This window comes from Cupriavidus sp. MEYA8 (genome assembly GCF_059278825.1).
In genome coordinates this window covers 484,438-500,605 of the sequence record NZ_CM181221.1, presented here as the reverse complement: position 1 = coordinate 500,605, position 16,168 = coordinate 484,438, and the positions used below count along the sequence as shown (strand labels likewise).

14 protein-coding genes are annotated in these 16,168 nt (G+C 68.2%); 12 read left to right on the top strand and 2 right to left on the bottom strand.

Going from position 1 to position 16,168, the window contains the following annotated elements; translation table 11 throughout:
* Positions 1–34: 34 nt before the first annotated feature.
* On the bottom strand, positions 35–1,507 hold the full coding sequence (locus AC5WJ1_RS02330; RefSeq protein ID WP_133093746.1) for a peptidylprolyl isomerase: 1,473 nt from the start codon (positions 1,505–1,507) through the stop codon (positions 35–37).
* Between the two features lie 9 nt (positions 1,508–1,516).
* Positions 1,517–3,958 (bottom strand): LPS-assembly protein LptD, encoded by a 2,442-nt coding sequence (locus tag AC5WJ1_RS02325; protein WP_195430607.1) that lies wholly within the window; start codon positions 3,956–3,958, stop codon positions 1,517–1,519.
* A 200-nt stretch (positions 3,959–4,158) separates the two neighbouring features.
* Here AC5WJ1_RS02325 and AC5WJ1_RS02320 point away from each other — a divergent pair, with 200 nt between their 5' ends.
* The 12 genes from AC5WJ1_RS02320 (at position 4,159) to AC5WJ1_RS02265 (ending at position 16,141) form a co-directional block, all read left to right on the top strand.
* On the top strand, positions 4,159–5,193 hold the full coding sequence (locus AC5WJ1_RS02320; protein WP_195430604.1) for an aminoglycoside phosphotransferase family protein: 1,035 nt from the start codon (positions 4,159–4,161) through the stop codon (positions 5,191–5,193).
* Between the two features lie 106 nt (positions 5,194–5,299).
* Complete coding sequence (locus AC5WJ1_RS02315) at positions 5,300–6,001, top strand: AzlC family ABC transporter permease (RefSeq protein WP_255519884.1); 702 nt, start codon at positions 5,300–5,302, stop codon at positions 5,999–6,001.
* Positions 5,998–6,321, top strand: coding sequence for an AzlD domain-containing protein (locus AC5WJ1_RS02310; protein WP_133093742.1), 324 nt, complete (start codon positions 5,998–6,000; stop codon positions 6,319–6,321). Before AC5WJ1_RS02315 ends, AC5WJ1_RS02310 begins: the two co-directional genes overlap by 4 nt.
* Entirely contained in the window at positions 6,321–7,058 is a 738-nt protein-coding gene (gene murU, locus AC5WJ1_RS02305; protein ID WP_135704470.1) for an N-acetylmuramate alpha-1-phosphate uridylyltransferase MurU, read from the top strand. Before AC5WJ1_RS02310 ends, murU begins: the two co-directional genes overlap by 1 nt.
* 118 nt (positions 7,059–7,176) lie before the next feature.
* Entirely contained in the window at positions 7,177–8,568 is a 1,392-nt protein-coding gene (locus tag AC5WJ1_RS02300; protein ID WP_195430602.1) for an aminopeptidase P N-terminal domain-containing protein, read from the top strand.
* Positions 8,565–9,050, top strand: a complete 486-nt coding sequence (locus tag AC5WJ1_RS02295) for a hypothetical protein (RefSeq protein ID WP_135704466.1) — start codon at positions 8,565–8,567, stop codon at positions 9,048–9,050. The genes AC5WJ1_RS02300 and AC5WJ1_RS02295 overlap by 4 nt, the downstream gene beginning before the upstream one ends.
* The gene (locus tag AC5WJ1_RS02290; protein WP_195430599.1) at positions 9,031–10,260 is read left to right on the top strand and encodes a UbiH/UbiF/VisC/COQ6 family ubiquinone biosynthesis hydroxylase; all 1,230 of its coding nucleotides are present in this window, start codon (positions 9,031–9,033) and stop codon (positions 10,258–10,260) included. Before AC5WJ1_RS02295 ends, AC5WJ1_RS02290 begins: the two co-directional genes overlap by 20 nt.
* Positions 10,261–10,564: 304 nt before the next feature.
* Complete coding sequence (gene dusB / locus AC5WJ1_RS02285; RefSeq protein WP_133093738.1) at positions 10,565–11,632, top strand: tRNA dihydrouridine synthase DusB; 1,068 nt, start codon at positions 10,565–10,567, stop codon at positions 11,630–11,632.
* On the top strand, positions 11,629–11,862 hold the full coding sequence (locus AC5WJ1_RS02280; protein WP_019447044.1) for a Fis family transcriptional regulator: 234 nt from the start codon (positions 11,629–11,631) through the stop codon (positions 11,860–11,862). The genes dusB and AC5WJ1_RS02280 overlap by 4 nt, the downstream gene beginning before the upstream one ends.
* A 22-nt stretch (positions 11,863–11,884) precedes the next feature.
* On the top strand, positions 11,885–13,459 hold the full coding sequence (gene purH / locus AC5WJ1_RS02275; protein ID WP_063236800.1) for a bifunctional phosphoribosylaminoimidazolecarboxamide formyltransferase/IMP cyclohydrolase: 1,575 nt from the start codon (positions 11,885–11,887) through the stop codon (positions 13,457–13,459).
* A gap of 866 nt (positions 13,460–14,325) precedes the next feature.
* Entirely contained in the window at positions 14,326–14,871 is a 546-nt protein-coding gene (gene ruvC / locus AC5WJ1_RS02270) for a crossover junction endodeoxyribonuclease RuvC (protein ID WP_133093737.1), read from the top strand.
* A 91-nt stretch (positions 14,872–14,962) separates the two neighbouring features.
* Positions 14,963–16,141, top strand: coding sequence for a glycerophosphodiester phosphodiesterase (locus AC5WJ1_RS02265; RefSeq protein ID WP_135706207.1), 1,179 nt, complete (start codon positions 14,963–14,965; stop codon positions 16,139–16,141).
* Positions 16,142–16,168 lie beyond the last annotated feature (27 nt).

Here is a 16,168-nt window from a genome sequence, read left to right as displayed (position 1 = left end):
GTCGGCGTGGGCGAGTCGGCGGCGCGTGCGCGTATCAGCGCTGCCGGTTGATGCGGTACTCGACGTACGCCTGCGAGCGCAGCTGGCGCACCCAGTCATCATACGCGGCCCGCAGCTTCTGTTCGCGGACCTCGGCTCGGGCAAAGTCGCGCTGCTTCTCGGGCGACAGCTCGGTCTCGCGGCGGTTCAGCACCTGGATCAGGTGCACGCCGAACTGCGTGACCACCGGCTCGGAGATCTCGTTCGTGCGCAGGCGGCTCATGGCCTGCTCGAACTCGGGCACCAGCTCGCCCGGCGAAACCCAGCCTAGGTCGCCGCCGTTCTGTGCCGAGCCGTCCTGCGAGAAGCGCTTGGCCGCGTCGGCAAAGTCGCCGCCGTGGGTGATGCGGTCGCGCAGCGTGCTGAGCTGGCGGCGCGCCTCGGCTTCTGGCATGTTGGGGCCGGTGCGGATCAGGATATGGCGCACCTGCGTCTGCGTGATCTTCCCTGCCGCGGCCGTGCCGGATGCGGGGGCGGCGCGCTTGGCCACCAGCTTGACCACATGGAAGCCCGCGGCGCTTTCCACCACCTGGGGCGCCACGGCGCCAGGCTGGAGGTCGACCACCGAGTTGGCGAACAGCGCCGGCAGGCGGCCGATCTCGCGGAAGCCCATGGCGCCGCCCTGCGCGGCTTCCGGGCCTTCCGAATTGGCTTGCGCCAGCTGCGCAAAATCCGCGCCGCCCTGGGCCTGCTTCAGCAGCCCCTCGGCCTTGGCGCGCTGCGCCTGCTTCTGCGCCTCCGAGGCATTCTCGGGCACGCGCACGAGGATCTGCGCCACGTTGTATTCGGTCGGGCCGGTAGCGCCGGCCTGGCCGCCGCGGGCAGCCAGGAAGTTGTCGATCTCGCCGTCGTAGACCTGAACCTTGGAATCGACCTCGCGCTCGCGCAGGCGAATCACCTGGACCTGCTTGCGCAGTTCGTCGCGGTACTTGGTCCAGGTCATGCCGCTGGCTTCCACGCGGCGGCGCAGCTCGGTGGCGTTCATGCGGTTCTGCTGCGCCACCGATTCGATGGCGCGGTCGATCTCCTGGTCGGTCACGCGGATGCCGGCTTCCTGCGCGGCCTGGGTCTGCACGCGTTCCATCACCAGGCGTTCCAGCACCTCGCCGAGCAGGTCCGCGCGCGGCGGGACCGGACGGCCGGCGGCGCGCAGCTGGCCTTCGATCTCGTCGGCGCGGTCGAGCAGCTCGCGGCGCGTGATCACGCTGTTGTTGACCACGGCAACCACCTCGTCGACCAGCTGCGAGCGCTTCTGGTCGCCGGGCTGCGGCACGCCGAGCTTGGGCTGGCTCGCCGGCGCGGTGACGTCGGACGACTGCGGCACGAAGATGCCGGTGGCACGTCCCGCGCCCGGTGCCTTCAGCTGCGCGGCGGCCGGCACGGCGATCGCGGCCAGCACGGCCGGCAGCAGCAGGCGGTGCCACGACGTCATAAGAAAGGAAAACACGGCGAATTCTTGACGTTTCATCTTAATCCGTCATTCATAGTGATCGTACTGGGTCGTCGGCACCGGCTTGGCGGACACAGGCTCGTAGCCCGGCACGTTCAGGCGCAGGATGTTCAGCGGATTGGACCCGATCTTGGAAAGGCCACGGAACTCCACCTGCAGGAAGACCCGCCCGGTATAGCCCTGCGTGGTGTTGCGGAAACGCTGGTAGACCACGCGGCCGACCCAGCAATCCGCGGCGTATTCGACGCCGGCCAGCGTATCGACCATCTGGCTCGCGCTCAGGTCGAAGGCAAAGCGGGCGATGGCGTAGGCGCGCCGCGTGATCGGCCACTGGCCCGACAGCTCGAACTGGTCGATCGCGGTGTTATCGGTCACGGCGGTCGGACGGCGGTAGCGGTAGCCGGCGTTGAAGACCTTGCGCGGCTCGGGGCGGTATGAAAACGCCACGTTGCCGTAGTTGACCCGGTCGGTATCCAGGTTGTACTGCAAGCCCATGTCCAGGTAATAGCCCCGGAACATCTGGATGGTGGTCGCGGCAAGCAGGTCGGATGCGCCGGGCTTGGGGTCCGCCAGCGTGCCGTTGAGCTGCACGCGCTGCCCGGTGAAGTCGTAGCGCTGCGCGATGGTGCCGCGGAAGCGCTCGATGCCGGAGTCGGACTCGATCAGGCGCGTGGTCAGGCCACCGGTGATCTTGTTGTTGTCGGCGATGCGGTCGTAGCCGGTGAACGGGTTCTCGCTGAAGATCTGGCCGTAGCCGAAATCGGACTGGACCGTGTCGAACAGCGGGAACAGGCTCTGGTCGCGGAACGGCGTGTACACGTAGAACAGGCGCGGCTCCAGCGTCTGCAGGTAGTTCACGCCGAACAGCCGGCTCATGGTCGGCGCCTCGCGCTCGAACGTCATGCCCGAATCCAGGCTGACGGTGGGCAGCACGCGCGAGAAGTTGGTCTGCGCGTTGGGCGTGTTGTCCTGCGACTCCATCTGGTACTGGGTCGCGTTGAACGTGACCTTCGGCGTCACGTACCAGCCGGCGCGCACGATCGGGTAGCTGATGCTCGGCTGGACATACATGCGCTCGCCCTGCGGCTGCTGGAAGCCCGTGGACGTCAGCGGGATGCGGAAGCGGGTGTAGTCGGCCTCCACCTGCACGTCGAAGCCGCCCAGGTCATAGCGGAGGTACTTGCCGTTGAGCTGCGGCACGCGCTCGTACGATGGCTCGCTGGGGCGCAGTGTCTGGAACTTCTGCACCCGCGCCATCAGGAAGAAATCCTGCCAGTTGTAGGTGACGCCGCCTTCCTGCACGTACTGGCGCTGCGCGGACTGCGCCACGCTGCGGTTGAAGTCGTCCGGGTACTGGTCGTCCGAGACCCGGTTGACGTTCAGGTAGGCGTTCAGCCCCTTGGCCAGGTTCTGGTTGTGCTGGATCGAGTAGGCCCAGCGGTTCGAGTTGGTCTTCTGGTCGTCAGGCAGGAACTCGGCGCGGATGCGGCCGGAGTAGCCCTGCCCCAGGTAACGGTACTCGCCGCCCAGCTGCAGGCCCCGCTCCGTCATCAGCCGCGGGTAGATGGTCAGGTCGCGGTTCGGCGCGATGTTGAAGTAGTACGGCACCGTCAGGTCGAAACCCGAGCGCGAGCCGTAACCCATCAACGGCGCCAGGAAGCCGCTGCGGCGATCATCGTTCAACGGAAAACTGAATGCCGGCGCTGCCGCGATCGGCACCCCGAAGAAATTCAGCACGCCGCCATAGGCAACGCCCACCTGGCGATCGCTGTCCAGGTCGATCTGGTTGGCGCTGAAATACCAGTCCGCATTGTCCGGCGAGCAGGTGGTGTACGACGCCCGCTTGATGGTGCTGCGGTCCTTGTCCAGGAAGTCGATGCGCTCGGCCTTGCCGGCGCCGCCGGTCTGCTGGAAGTAGTAGTCGGGCGACAGCATGTAGCCTTCGTTGGCCTCGACCTTAAGCTTCGCCTCCGGCCCCACTGCCAGCGTGCCGCTGCGCGACAGCCGCACGTTGCCCTCGGCATGGGCCTCGTCCGTATCCTGGTCGTAGCTCAGCTTGTCGCCCTTGACCACGCCGCCGTCGCGACGCAGTTCGGCATGGCCCTCGAGCTCGACGCCGCGCTCGCTGTAGCCGGTCATGCGGTCGCCCTCGATGAACGTCGGCGCGCCGGAATCAGGCTCGCTGGTCTTGGGAGGCTCGGCCAGCCGCGGCACCAGTTCGCCCGAGACCGCGGGCAGCTCGGGCACCTGCGGTGCGGCTTCGAACACCGGCTCGACCTGGTCCAGGTCCGGAATCGCCGAGCCAGACATCTGCGCCTGCGCGCCGGCCGACAGCCCGGCCATGGCCAGCACTAGCGGGCGCAGCCGGCCCGCGTTCAGGCGGCCGGCGCGCCTGGCGCGGGCGGCGGCGCCAGAGGGGGCAGGCGAAAGCAAGGCCTTGTTATTCGGTGTTCGTCGTTGTTCGGTCATTCGCACGGGTTGTCAGTCTCGGCGTGGGCTGCGGCCGCCTGCAAGCCGCCAACCCCTGCCAGAACAGGCTGCGGGGCAACGAAGGCCCCTCCCGGGGGCCGCCCGGCGCCCGGGTCTGGTCGGGTATTATACGGGGCATCCAAACCTGCCCTTGCGGCCGGCTTGCCCCGCTCCACGATATTTTTCCGCGCCCTTCCTGTATGGCAGCTCTTCCCCACGACCCGCGCCTGGACCAGCTCAAGGCCTGGGTGTCCGGCCTTGGCCCGGCATGGTCCGCCGATCCCGACTCCTGCGTGCCCGCATCGGCCGATGCCAGCTTCCGGCGCTATTTCCGCGTGCGCACCGGCAACCCGGCGCACCCGACCGCCATCGTCATGGACGCGCCGCCGGCGCACGAGGACTGCCGCCCCTTCATCCACGTCTGCCAGCTGTTCGGCGCGGCCGGCGTGACCGTGCCGACCGTGCTGGCGCAGGACCTGGCGCAGGGTTTCCTGCTGCTCGCGGACCTGGGCAGCCAGACTTACCTGTCACGGCTGGACGACTCCACCGCCCATGGCATGTATGCCGACGCCGCCGCGGCGCTGGTCCGCATCCAGGCCGCCACCCGCCCCGGCGAACTGCCCGCCTACGACCGCGCGCTGCTGCAGCGCGAGCTCGACCTGTTCCCGCAGTGGTACGTGGCCAAACACCTTGGCGCCACACTGGGCGACGCCCAGCAGGCCGACCTGCGTGAAGTAATGGATACGCTGCTTGCCAACAACCTGGCGCAGCCGCAGGTCTACGTGCACCGCGACTACCACTCGCGCAACCTGATGGTGCTGGACGGCGGCTCCAACCCTGGCGTGCTGGATTTCCAGGACGCGGTGATCGGCCCGATCACCTATGACGCGGTCTCGCTGTGGCGCGACGCCTATATCGAATGGGATGAGGAACAGCAGCTCGACTGGCTGATCCGCTACTGGGAGCGCGCGCGCAAGGCCGGCCTGCCGGTCAATGCCGATTTTGGCGAGTTCTACCGCGATTTCGAATGGATGGGCCTGCAGCGCCACTTGAAGGTGCTGGGCATCTTCGCCCGCCTGTACCACCGCGACGGCAAGGACGGCTACCTCGCCAACCTGCCGCTGGTGCTGAAGTACACCCGCAACGTTGCCGGCCGCTATACCGAGCTGCGCAAGCTGATCCGCCTCCTGGATGCGCTGGAAGGCGCGGCCAGCCCGGCCGGCTATACCTTCTGACGACGTGCCTGACGCCAACCACCCGGCCCGGCCGCACGCCTCCGACGCCAGTCCCGCCATCACCGCCCTCGGCGAATGGCTGGCCGGCGCGCGCGCGCTCGCGCCGATGCTGCTTGGCGTGGTGCCGTTCGGCCTGATCTACGGCGTGCTGGCCGTCGGCGCCGGCATGCCGGCGTGGCTGGCCTGCGCCATGAGCGCGATCGTGTTCGGCGGCGCCTCGCAGATGATCCTGACCCAGTTGTGGACCGCCGGCACGCCCGCGGTGGTGATCACGCTGACGGTGGCCATGGTCAACCTGCGCCACGCCCTGTATTCCGCGACGATCGCGCCCACGCTGGCCCACCTGCCGCGCCGCTGGAAGGCGCTGATCGCCTACCTGCTGACCGACGAGGCCTTCGCCGCGATGACGCACCGGCTGGGCGATACCGGCCCGCGCGCGCAATACCGCCACTGGTACTACTTCGGCGGCGGCTTCGCGCTGTGGGCCAGCTGGCAGGTGTCGACGCTGGCCGGCGTGCTGGTCGGCGCCCAGGTGCCGCGCGACTGGCCGCTCGATTTCTTCCTGCCGCTGACGTTCATCGGCATCATCGTGCCCGGTCTCAAGCACCGCTCGCACGTGGCCGCTGCGGTGGCCGCCAGCATACTGGCGGTGGCCTGCTACAGCCTGCCGCACAAGCTCGGGCTGATGGTGGCGGCGCTGGGCGGCATCGCCGCCGGCATGCTGGTACTGGGCCGCGGCAACCGCCCCGGCGCGCGCCGGGCCGGCGCGGCGGATCGGGCCGGCTCGGTCGGCAAGGAGGCCGCATGAATGCGCTGACCTTGCTATGGGTCTTCCTGGCCGCCGGCCTGGCGACCTTCCTGATCCGCCTGTCATTCATTGCCGTGGAAGGCCGCGTGCGGCTGCCGGCGTGGTTCCGGACCGCGCTGCAGTTCGTCCCGGCCGCCATGCTGTCCGCGCTGATCGCCCCCGACCTGCTGATGCAGGGCGGCGAGCTCGCGCTCACCCCTACCAATGCGCGGCTGGTGGCCGGCGTGGTCGCCATCCTGATCGCCGCGCGTACCCGCAGCGTCGGCTGGACCATTGCCGGCGGCATGGCCGCGCTGCTTGCCCTGGAGGCCCTGTTCTGATGAAGGTCATGATCTTCGCCGCCGGCCGCGGCGACCGCATGCGCCCGCTGACCGATACCTGCCCCAAGCCGCTGCTGGCCGTGGGCGGCAAGCCGCTGATCGTCTGGAAGATCGAAGCGCTGGCGCGCGCCGGCCTGCGCGACATCGTCATCAACCATGCGTGGCTGGGCGAGCAGATCGAAGCCGCGCTCGGCGACGGCAGCCGCTTCGGCGTGCGCATCGCGTACTCGCCCGAAACCGAGGCGCTGGAAACCGCCGGCGGCATCGCCAAGGCCCTGCCGCTGCTGTCGCACGACCCGGCCCGCGGCGAGATCTTCCTGGCCGTGTCGGGCGACATCTTCTGCGACTACGACTTCCGCAAGCTCCTGCCCCGCGCCGTCGCGATAGCCGGCGCCGCCGAGCCGCGCATGCACCTGGTCATGGTGCCCAACCCCGCGTTCCATCCGCGTGGCGACTTCGGAATGGACGCGCAAGGGCGGCTATCGCTGGAGGAGCACCCGATCCACGGCGAGCGCCTCACCTTCGGCAATATCGGCCTGTACGATACGCGCCTGTTCGCCGGCATCGCGACTGGCACGCGGGTCGCCATGACACCCTTCTACCGCGCCGCGATCGCCGCCGGCACCGCCAGCGGAGAACGTTTCGACGGGCGCTGGGAAAACGTTGGGACGCCGGCGCAGCTGGCAGAGCTGGACGCCAGTATTGCGCCTGTGCCGGTCGCCTCCGTGGGGCGTTGAATCAGGGGTATGGAAGCGCGCCATGGCAGTGGCGCGACGCGCCTTTTGCAGCACCGCCGCTGCAACGCGCCCGGCGGCGTTAGAATCGGCCTGATCCTCCTCTTCCCCAGGCCACACCATGTCCGCACCCGACAACGCCCTCCTCGCCGCCTGCCGCGAACGCCGCGCCCGTGTGCTGCAGCACCTGCGCGCCGGCGGCGGTGGCGTGGCGATCCTGCCTACGGCGCCGGAAGCGATGCGCAACCGCGACAGCGACTATCCGTACCGCCACGACAGCTATTTCTATTACCTGACCGGCTTCACCGAGCCCGAGGCCGTGCTGGTGCTGGTGGCCGGCGCGCCGGGCGACCCGGCCGATGCCGACCGCAGCATCCTGTTCTGCCGCCCCAAGCACGAGGAGCGCGAGATCTGGGACGGCTTCCGCTACGGCCCCGAAGGGGCGCGCGCCGCGTTCGGCTTCAACGAGGCGCATTCGTTCGAAGAGATCGATGCGACGCTACCGCCGCTGCTGGCCAATCGCGCGCAGGTCGCTTACCCGCTGGCCGAGTCGACCCGCACCGACGTGCAGATGCGCCGCTGGCTCGACGCCGTGCGCATGCAGGGCCGTGCCGGGGTGTCGGCGCCGTCGGTAGCGATCGATATCCGCACGCTGCTTGACGAGATGCGGCTGTTCAAGGACGCGGGCGAGCTGGCCATCATGCGCCGCGCGGGCGAAATCTCCGCCGGCGCCCATGTGCGCGCGATGCACGCCACGCGCCCGGGCCTGCGCGAATACCACCTCGAAGCCGAGCTGCTCTATGAATTCCGCCGCCACGGCGCGCAGAGCGTGGCCTACAACTCGATCGTCGCCGCCGGCCCCAACGCCTGCGTGCTGCACTACCGCGCCGGCCCGGCCGAACTGAAGGATGGCGACCTGTGCCTGATCGACGCCGGCTGCGAGCTCGACGGCTACGCTTCGGACATCACCCGTACCTTCCCGGTGTCGGGGCGCTTTTCGCCCGCGCAGCGCGAGCTGTATGACCTGGTGGTGGCGGCGCAGGAAGCTGCGATCGCCGAAACCCGCGCCGGCGTGCCCTACAACGTGCCGCACGATGCCGCCGTGCGCGTGCTGGCGCAAGGCATGCTCGATACCGGCCTGCTCGACCGCAACAAGGAAGGCACGCTCGACGACGTGCTGGCCAGCGGCAGCTACCGCCGCTTCTACATGCACCGCACCGGGCACTGGCTCGGCATGGACGTGCACGACGTGGGCGAATACCGCGTCGCCAGCCACAGCGGCGAAGGCGAGCGCCCGTGGCGGCCGCTGCAGCCGGGCATGGTGCTGACCGTCGAGCCCGGCATCTACGTGCGACCGGCGCAGGACGTGCCGGAGCGCTACTGGCATATCGGCATCCGCATCGAGGATGACGCCGTGGTGACCGATGGCGACTGCGAGCTGATCACCCGCGGCGTGCCGGTGCATGCCGACGAGATCGAAGCGCTGATGCGCGATGCCGGAGGCCGGCGATGATCGGTTGGCTGCGCAGACTCTTTCCCGGCCAGGGCAGCACCCAGGCTGCGGCCGCAAAACCGCGCAACCCGTCGGAACCGTTCATCATCAACCTGTTCGACGACCGCGTCGTGGTGCACCGCCCCGATGGGCAGCGCGAGGAAATCGCATGGGATACGCTGGAACGCGTCGTGGTCCGCGTCTCCAATCGCGAACCCTGGGCGGGCGCTGCCTGGCTGATCCTGGTCGGCGCGCCCGACAGCGGCCAGGGCTGTGTGGTCCCGGCCGATGCCGCCAACTATGCCGCGCTGCTCGAGCAATTGCGCGCGCTGCCCGGCTTCAGCCAGCAGAAGCTCGACAATGCGCTGCGCGACGCTGCGGCCGGCAAGTCGCGCACTGACGCGATCTGCTGGAAGCGCGGGGCCGGCGAGACTGGCATCGGCGGCAGCGATGGCACCGGCGGCAATGCAGGAGGCAGTGACGATGCCGGCCGCGCCAGCTGATATCCAGGACATCGCCATCGTCGGCGGCGGCCCGGTGGGACTGGCGCTGGCCTGCCAGCTGCTGCGCACCACCGACTGGCGCATCGCGCTGATCGATGCGGCCACGCCGGCGCGCGCCGCGCGCGACCCGCGCGCGATCGCGCTGTCGCACGGCAGCCGCCAGCTGCTCGAGCAGATCGGCGCGTGGCCCGTGCCCGGCAGCCCGATCGAGCATATCCACGTGTCGCAGCGCGGCCGCTTCGGCCATGTCCGGCTGCACCATGACGACTACGGCGTGCCGGCATTGGGCTATGTGGTCCGCTATGGCGAGCTGTGCGATGTGCTCGAACGCGCCCTCGCGCGCGCCGCGCAGGCTTGCCCCGCCGACCGGCTGCAGCGCGTATTCGAGACCCGCATCGACCAGATCGAGCAGGCGCCATCCGCCGGCACTGGCGACGATCCCGACGGCGGCACGGTGCGGCTGACTGGCACCGCCCATGACGGGCAGGTCGCGCGCTTTACCGCCAGGGTGGCGATACAGGCCGAGGGCGGCCTGTTTCACGAGCAGGCCCGGCACCAGGGCCGCGGCGCGCGCACGCGCGACTACGGGCAGACCGCCGTGATCGCCCATGTGGCCTGCTCGCGGCCGCAGCCGGGCTGGGCCTGGGAGCGCTTTACCGACGAAGGCCCGCTGGCGCTGCTGCCCCACGACGAACATGGCGTTGCCGGCTACGCGCTGGTGTGGTGCTGCCCGCCCGAACAGGCCGCGCGACGGCTGGCGCTGCCCGACGCGGAGTTCGCGCTGGAGCTTGGCCATGCCTTCGGCGACCGCATGGGCTACTTCACGCTGGCGGGCAAGCGCCATGCCTTCCCGCTGGGGCTGAACGCCGCGCCGGTCACGGTCAGCGGCCGCGTCGCTGCGGTCGGCAATGCGGCGCAGACGCTGCACCCGGTGGCGGGCCAGGGCCTCAACCTGGGCCTGCGCGACGCCTTCGCGCTGGCCGATTCGCTGCGTGCCGCCTGCACGCCGCAGGCGCTGCAGGCCTTTGCCAGCCGGCATCGGCTCGACCGCGCGGTCACCATCGGCGTCACCGACCTGCTGCCGCGCCTGTTCGGCGTGCCCTACCCGCTTGCCGCGCATGCCCGCGGGGCGTCGCTGGCGGCACTGGCCTGCCTGCCGCCGCTGCGGCACGCGCTGGCGCGCCACATGATGTTCGGCATGCGCCGCTGAAAACTGGCATCGGGGATCTGTGGCGCGTGCGCCACGCGCCACGGATCCCGCTACAGATTGCGCCATCGATGCTCAATTCTTGGGCAGTCACTCCCGTTTGGCGGTAGAATCTCGGCCTCGCACATGTCCCGATCCATCGCCGGCAGCAGTTTCGGCAGGGGCATGTTTTTCCGTTTCGTCTCTGTTTCGCCCGATCGCCACAAGTGCTCCCGAGCCAGAGCAGGCCATCCCGATCCCGTCGGCGGCGCGCGCGCCGCCAGGGCGGCAGGGCCCCCAGCAGAACCCGCGCTATCGTCGCTCTATCGTGCAGATCGGACCTCACCAACTCCGCAACAACCTGTTTGTCGCCCCCATGGCGGGCGTGACGGACCGGCCGTTCCGCCAGCTGTGCAAGCAGCTCGGCGCCGGCTATGCGGTGTCGGAAATGGTGGCGTCCAACGCACAGCTGTGGAAAAGCGAAAAGACCATGCGCCGCGCCAACCACGCCGGCGAGGTCGAGCCCATCTCCGTGCAGATCGCCGGTGCCGAGCCGTCGATGATGGCCGAGGCGGCGCGCTACAACGTCGACCGGGGCGCGCAGATCATCGATATCAACATGGGCTGCCCGGCCAAGAAGGTGTGCAACGTGGCCGCCGGCTCTGCGCTCCTGCAGAACGAGCCGCTGGTGGTGCGCATCGTCGAGGCGGTGGTCGCCGCCGTCGGCGAGCGCGTGCCGGTCACGCTGAAGATCCGCACCGGGTGGAACCGCGAGAACCGCAATGCGCTGCGCATCGCGCGCATGGTCGAGGACGCGGGCATCAGCATGCTCACCATCCACGGGCGCACCCGCGCCGACCTGTACCACGGCGACGCCGAGTACGAGACCATTGCCGCGGTCAAGGCAGCGATCTCGATTCCGGTGGTCGCCAACGGCGACATCACCACGCCGCAGAAGGCAAAGCAGGTGCTGGCGCTGACCGGCGCGGACGCGATCATGATCGGCCGCGCGGCGCAGGGCCGGCCGTGGCTGTTCCGTGAAATCGAGCACTTCCTGAAGACCGGCGAAATGCTGCCGTCTCCGGAGGTGGCCGAGATCCGCGCGATCATGAACGCGCACCTGGAAGACCACTACGCCTTCTACGGCGAGTTCACCGGCGTGCGCACCGCGCGCAAGCATATTGCCTGGTACACGCGCGGCCTGCGCGGCGCGAACCTGTTCCGGCACCGGATGAACACGCTGGAATCCACCACCGAGCAACTGGCGGCGGTCAACGCCTTCTTCGACGAGCAGGCGCAGTACTCGGACCGGCTGGTGTACGTGGACGACGAGCAGGGCAAACAAGATAAAGACGAAGCGAACAACAACAATAACGGGGAGTTGCTTGCCGCATGAGCCGCAACGCTATCGACCAGTGCATCCGGGATAGCCTGGACACGTATTTTCGCGACCTGGACGGTGAAGAGCCGTCCAATATGTACAACATGGTGCTCGAGGCCGTCGAACGGCCGCTGCTGGAAGCCGTGATGGTGCGCGCCGAGCGCAACCAGTCGCTGGCGGCCGCCTATCTGGGCATCAATCGCAACACGCTGCGCAAGAAGCTGCAGCAGCACGGTTTACTTTGAATTTGAAGCGTTTCCCACAGCCATGATCAAGCAAGCCCTCCTTTCCGTATCCGACAAGACCGGCATCGTCGAATTCGCGCGCGAACTGAACGCGCTCGGCGTGACGCTGCTTTCCACCGGCGGCACCGCCAAGCTGCTGGCCGACAGCGGCCTGCCCGTGACGGAGGTGGCCGACTACACCGGCTTCCCGGAAATGCTCGACGGCCGCGTCAAGACGCTGCACCCGAAGGTCCACGGCGGCATCCTGGCGCGCCGCGACCTGCCCGAGCACATGGCCGCGCTGGCCGAGCACAACATCCCCACGATCGACCTGCTGGTGGTGAACCTGTACCCGTTCCAGCAGACCGTGGCCAAGGATGACTGCACGCTGCCGGACGCGATCGAGAACATCGACATCGGCGGCCCGACCATGCTGCGCTCGGCGGCCAAGAACCACCGCGACGTGACCGTGATCGTCGATCCGGCCGACTACGCCGTGGTGCTCGACGAAATGCGTGCCAACGGCAATGCGGTTGGCTATGACACCAACTTCCGCCTGGCGACCAAGGTGTTCGCGCACACGGCGCAGTACGACGGTGCCATCACCAACTACCTGACCAGCCTGGGTGCCGACAAGTCGCACCAGGCACGCAGCGCCTACCCGCAGACGCTGAACCTGGCGTTCGACAAGGTCCAGGAAATGCGCTACGGCGAGAACCCGCATCAATCGGCGGCGTTCTACCGGGACCTGAAGGCGGTGGATGGCGCGCTGGCCAACTACGTGCAGCTGCAGGGCAAGGAGCTGTCGTACAACAACATCGCCGACGCCGATGCGGCGTGGGAATGCGTGAAGTCGTTCGATGCGGCCAATGGGGCTGCCTGCGTCATCATCAAGCACGCCAATCCGTGCGGCGTGGCGCTGGGTGCCAACGCGCTGGAAGCGTATGAGAAGGCGTTCAAGACCGATTCGACCTCGGCCTTCGGCGGCATCATCGCTTTCAACGTGGAGCTGGACGAAGCCGCTGCGCAGGCGGTGGCCAAGCAGTTCGTCGAAGTGCTGATCGCGCCGTCGTTCAGCGCCGCCGCGCGCGCAGTGTTCGCGGCCAAGCAGAACGTGCGGCTGCTGGAGATTCCGCTGGGCAAGGGCATCAACCAGTTCGACTTCAAGCGTGTTGGCGGCGGCCTGCTGGTACAGAGCCCGGATGCCAAGAATGTGCAGCCTTCGGAGTTGCGCGTGGTGACGCGCCGTCATCCGACGCCGAAGGAAATGGATGACCTGATGTTTGCGTGGCGGGTGGCGAAGTTCGTCAAGTCCAATGCCATCGTGTTCTGTGGTGGTGGCATGACGCTGGGTGTTGGTGCCGGGCAGATGAGCCGTGTGGATTCGGCTCGGATTGCCAGCATCAAGGCGCAGAATGCCGGGCTGACGCTGGCTGGTTCCGCGGTGGCATCGGATGCGTTTTTCCCGTTCCGTGATGGGTTGGATGTTGTTGTGGATGCGGGTGCTACCTGCGTGATTCAGCCGGGTGGGTCGGTGCGGGATGATGAGGTGATTGCTGCGGCGGATGAGCGGGGGATTGCGATGGTGCTGACTGGGACGCGGCATTTCAGGCATTAAGCGGTTTTGTTTTGTTTGACGGCTGGAGCTTGTCGCTGTTGGTGACAGGCTGTCGGCCGTTGAAACGCCTGGTTGCAGGCGGGGCGGAATCGACGCTGTTGATGACATGCTGTCGGCCGTTGAACCGCCTGGTTCCGCCCTCCTGGGCGGGTCACTTTTTGTCCGAGCGACAAAAAGTAACCAAAAAACGCGTCGCCTGAGCGGCTGGCTATCAATTTGGCGGCGTGGGTGGTTCGGGCGGCGGTGATTTCCGTTCGATATGGCCTAGTGGTTCGAACCTGCTACGCCAGGTGAGTTTGGGATATTGGCTGAGTCGAGCCACTATTGAACGATCCCCATGCAGGGCGTAGGCCGCCTGCTGCCGACGTCAACGCGGGGAACGCCTTCGGCTGCGCTGAGCGCGCTCAGTATCGTAAGGCGGATGCTCGGGCACGGAGTGCGTCGCTGCGCTCGCACAGCGCGGTCGTGGAGGACGTCGGGCCCGAAGCGCGGACCAGGACGTGGGCGCAGCCCTGCCTTTAGGGCCGGCGCGCAGCGCAGCCGTAGGCGTTCCTACCATGCCGCCAGCAGCAGGGGCCCGCCACAGCTCTGGGCTCGTTCAAACATCGCTTCAACGCCGAGCCACCGTGGCGCACCACGGCGTCAGCCAGTCCTGCTCTGCAACGAAGCAAAGCCCCGTACGAAAACCGCCGCATACTACGATAAGAGTGCCCGCCCGCAGGGCCGTAAACGCGCTTTTTGGTTACTTTTTGTCGCTCGGACAAAAAGTGACCCGCCCAGGAGGGCGGAACCAGGCGGTTCAACGGCCGACAGCATGTCACCAACAGCGACCACAGCGCCAAAACCGAACACCAATTCAACCCAAAATGCGAATCCTAGGCATCGACCCCGGCCTCCGCACCACCGGCTTTGGCGTGATCGAGAAACAAGGCAACAAGCTTGCCTACATCGCCTCGGGCACGATCAAGAGCAACGGCAACGAGAGCCTGCCGGAACGGCTGAAGACGCTTTACGACGGCATCAGCGAGATCTCCCGCACTTATGCCCCCGACTGCGCCGCGATCGAAAAGGTCTTCGTCAACGTCAACCCGCAATCCACGCTGCTGCTCGGGCAGGCCCGCGGCGCAGCGATCTGCGGGCTGGTCGGCTACGGCCTGCCGGTATTCGAATACACCGCGCTGCAGCTGAAGGTCGCAGTGGTCGGCTACGGCCGCGCCAACAAGGCGCAGGTCCAGGAGATGGTGACCCGCCTGCTGATGCTGCCAGGCCAGCCCGGCAGCGACGCGGCCGATGCGCTGGGCGTGGCCATTTGCCATGCCAACGGCGGCAATACGCTGGGCACACTGGCCGGCATGGCCCCGGAACTGGCGCGCAAGGGCATGCGTGTGCGACGCGGCCGGCTGGTCGGCTGAGCCAGCATCCCGAGTCTCTTACAATCAGGCATTCGACTTCCCGCAGGAATACTGAATGCCCACCCAGATTGATGTCCTCGTCCGCCCCGTAATGCTTGCCTTGCGGCGCTGGCGGATCCCGGTCACCGCGGCCGCTGCCGGCGCCATGCTGGTCGCCGGCTGTGTCACCGCGCCCCGGCCGAAACCCCATGCGCCGCCGGCGCCGGCCCCGGCAACAGGCACGCCGCAGCAGCCCTCCGCCGCGGAGAAACCGAAGGCGCTGGTCATCGCCCATCGCGGCGCCAGCGCGCTGCGCCCCGAACACACTCTGGCCGCCTACACCAAGGCGATCGAGGACGGCGCCGATGCGATCGAGCCCGACCTCGTCATGACCCGCGACGGCGTACTGGTGGCCCGCCACGAAAACGACATCACCGGCACCACCAATGTCGCCGACGTGGCGCAATTCGCCGACCGCAAGCGCACCAAGGTCATCGACGGCGAGCGCCTGACCGGCTGGTTCACCGAAGACTTCACGCTGGCCGAGCTCAAGACGCTGCGCGCGCGCGAGCGCATCCCGCGCCTGCGCCCGGCCAATGCGCGGCTGAACGACCAGTTCGAGATCCCCACCTTCGATGAGATCGTTCGCCTTGCCGAGCAGGCATCGCTTCGCACCGGCAAACCCATCGGCATCTACGCCGAGCTGAAGCATCCGAGCTATTTCCGCGGCATCGGCCTGCCCATGGAAGACAAGCTCGCCGCCGCGGTGCGCGCCCAGCCTTACCTCCGCCAGGCACCGCTGTTCATCCAGTGCTTCGAAGGCGGCAGCTTGCGCGCGCTGCGCCGCACGTTCGGGCATGCGCAGCCCAACGTCAGGCTGGTGCAACTGGTCGGCAACCCGCGCAAGAGTCCCGCCGACTGGAAGCTCGCCGGCGACAACCGCACCTTCGGCGACATGCTGAATACGACTGGCCTGCGGGAGGTGGCGTCCTACGCCGACGGCATCGGCCCGGAGAAAAGCAGCGTCGTGCCGCGCGACGCCCAGGGCGCGCTCGCCGCGCCGACCGCGTTGGTCCGCCAGGCCCATGCCGCCAGCTTGTTCGTCCATCCCTACACGTTCCGCCCGGAGAACAGCTTCCTGCCCAAGGCGCTGCAGACCGGCGGCGACGAGGCCACGCGCAGCCCGTCGGGCATGGTGCGCGAGCTGGAAGCGTTCATCGCGGCCGGCGTCGATGGCTTCTTCACCGACGACCCGGCGCTGGGGCGCCGCGCGGTCGATGCAAATCGCTGAGGCGGCAAGATGGCAGCAATGCGGCCG

Coding starts and splice junctions, on each gene's coding strand:
- AC5WJ1_RS02325 (WP_195430607.1), bottom strand. CDS start 3,958: ATGACCGAACAACGACGAACACCGAATAACAAGGCCTTGCTTTCGCCT.
- AC5WJ1_RS02280 (WP_019447044.1), top strand. CDS start 11,629: ATGAGCCGCAACGCTATCGACCAGTGCATCCGGGATAGCCTGGACACG.
- AC5WJ1_RS02310 (WP_133093742.1), top strand. CDS start 5,998: ATGAATGCGCTGACCTTGCTATGGGTCTTCCTGGCCGCCGGCCTGGCG.
- AC5WJ1_RS02290 (WP_195430599.1), top strand. CDS start 9,031: ATGCCGGCCGCGCCAGCTGATATCCAGGACATCGCCATCGTCGGCGGC.
- murU (WP_135704470.1), top strand. CDS start 6,321: ATGAAGGTCATGATCTTCGCCGCCGGCCGCGGCGACCGCATGCGCCCG.
- AC5WJ1_RS02315 (WP_255519884.1), top strand. CDS start 5,300: ATGCTGCTTGGCGTGGTGCCGTTCGGCCTGATCTACGGCGTGCTGGCC.
- AC5WJ1_RS02300 (WP_195430602.1), top strand. CDS start 7,177: ATGTCCGCACCCGACAACGCCCTCCTCGCCGCCTGCCGCGAACGCCGC.
- AC5WJ1_RS02295 (WP_135704466.1), top strand. CDS start 8,565: ATGATCGGTTGGCTGCGCAGACTCTTTCCCGGCCAGGGCAGCACCCAG.
- AC5WJ1_RS02265 (WP_135706207.1), top strand. CDS start 14,963: ATGCTTGCCTTGCGGCGCTGGCGGATCCCGGTCACCGCGGCCGCTGCC.
- AC5WJ1_RS02330 (WP_133093746.1), bottom strand. CDS start 1,507: ATGAAACGTCAAGAATTCGCCGTGTTTTCCTTTCTTATGACGTCGTGG.
- purH (WP_063236800.1), top strand. CDS start 11,885: ATGATCAAGCAAGCCCTCCTTTCCGTATCCGACAAGACCGGCATCGTC.
- AC5WJ1_RS02320 (WP_195430604.1), top strand. CDS start 4,159: ATGGCAGCTCTTCCCCACGACCCGCGCCTGGACCAGCTCAAGGCCTGG.
- ruvC (WP_133093737.1), top strand. CDS start 14,326: ATGCGAATCCTAGGCATCGACCCCGGCCTCCGCACCACCGGCTTTGGC.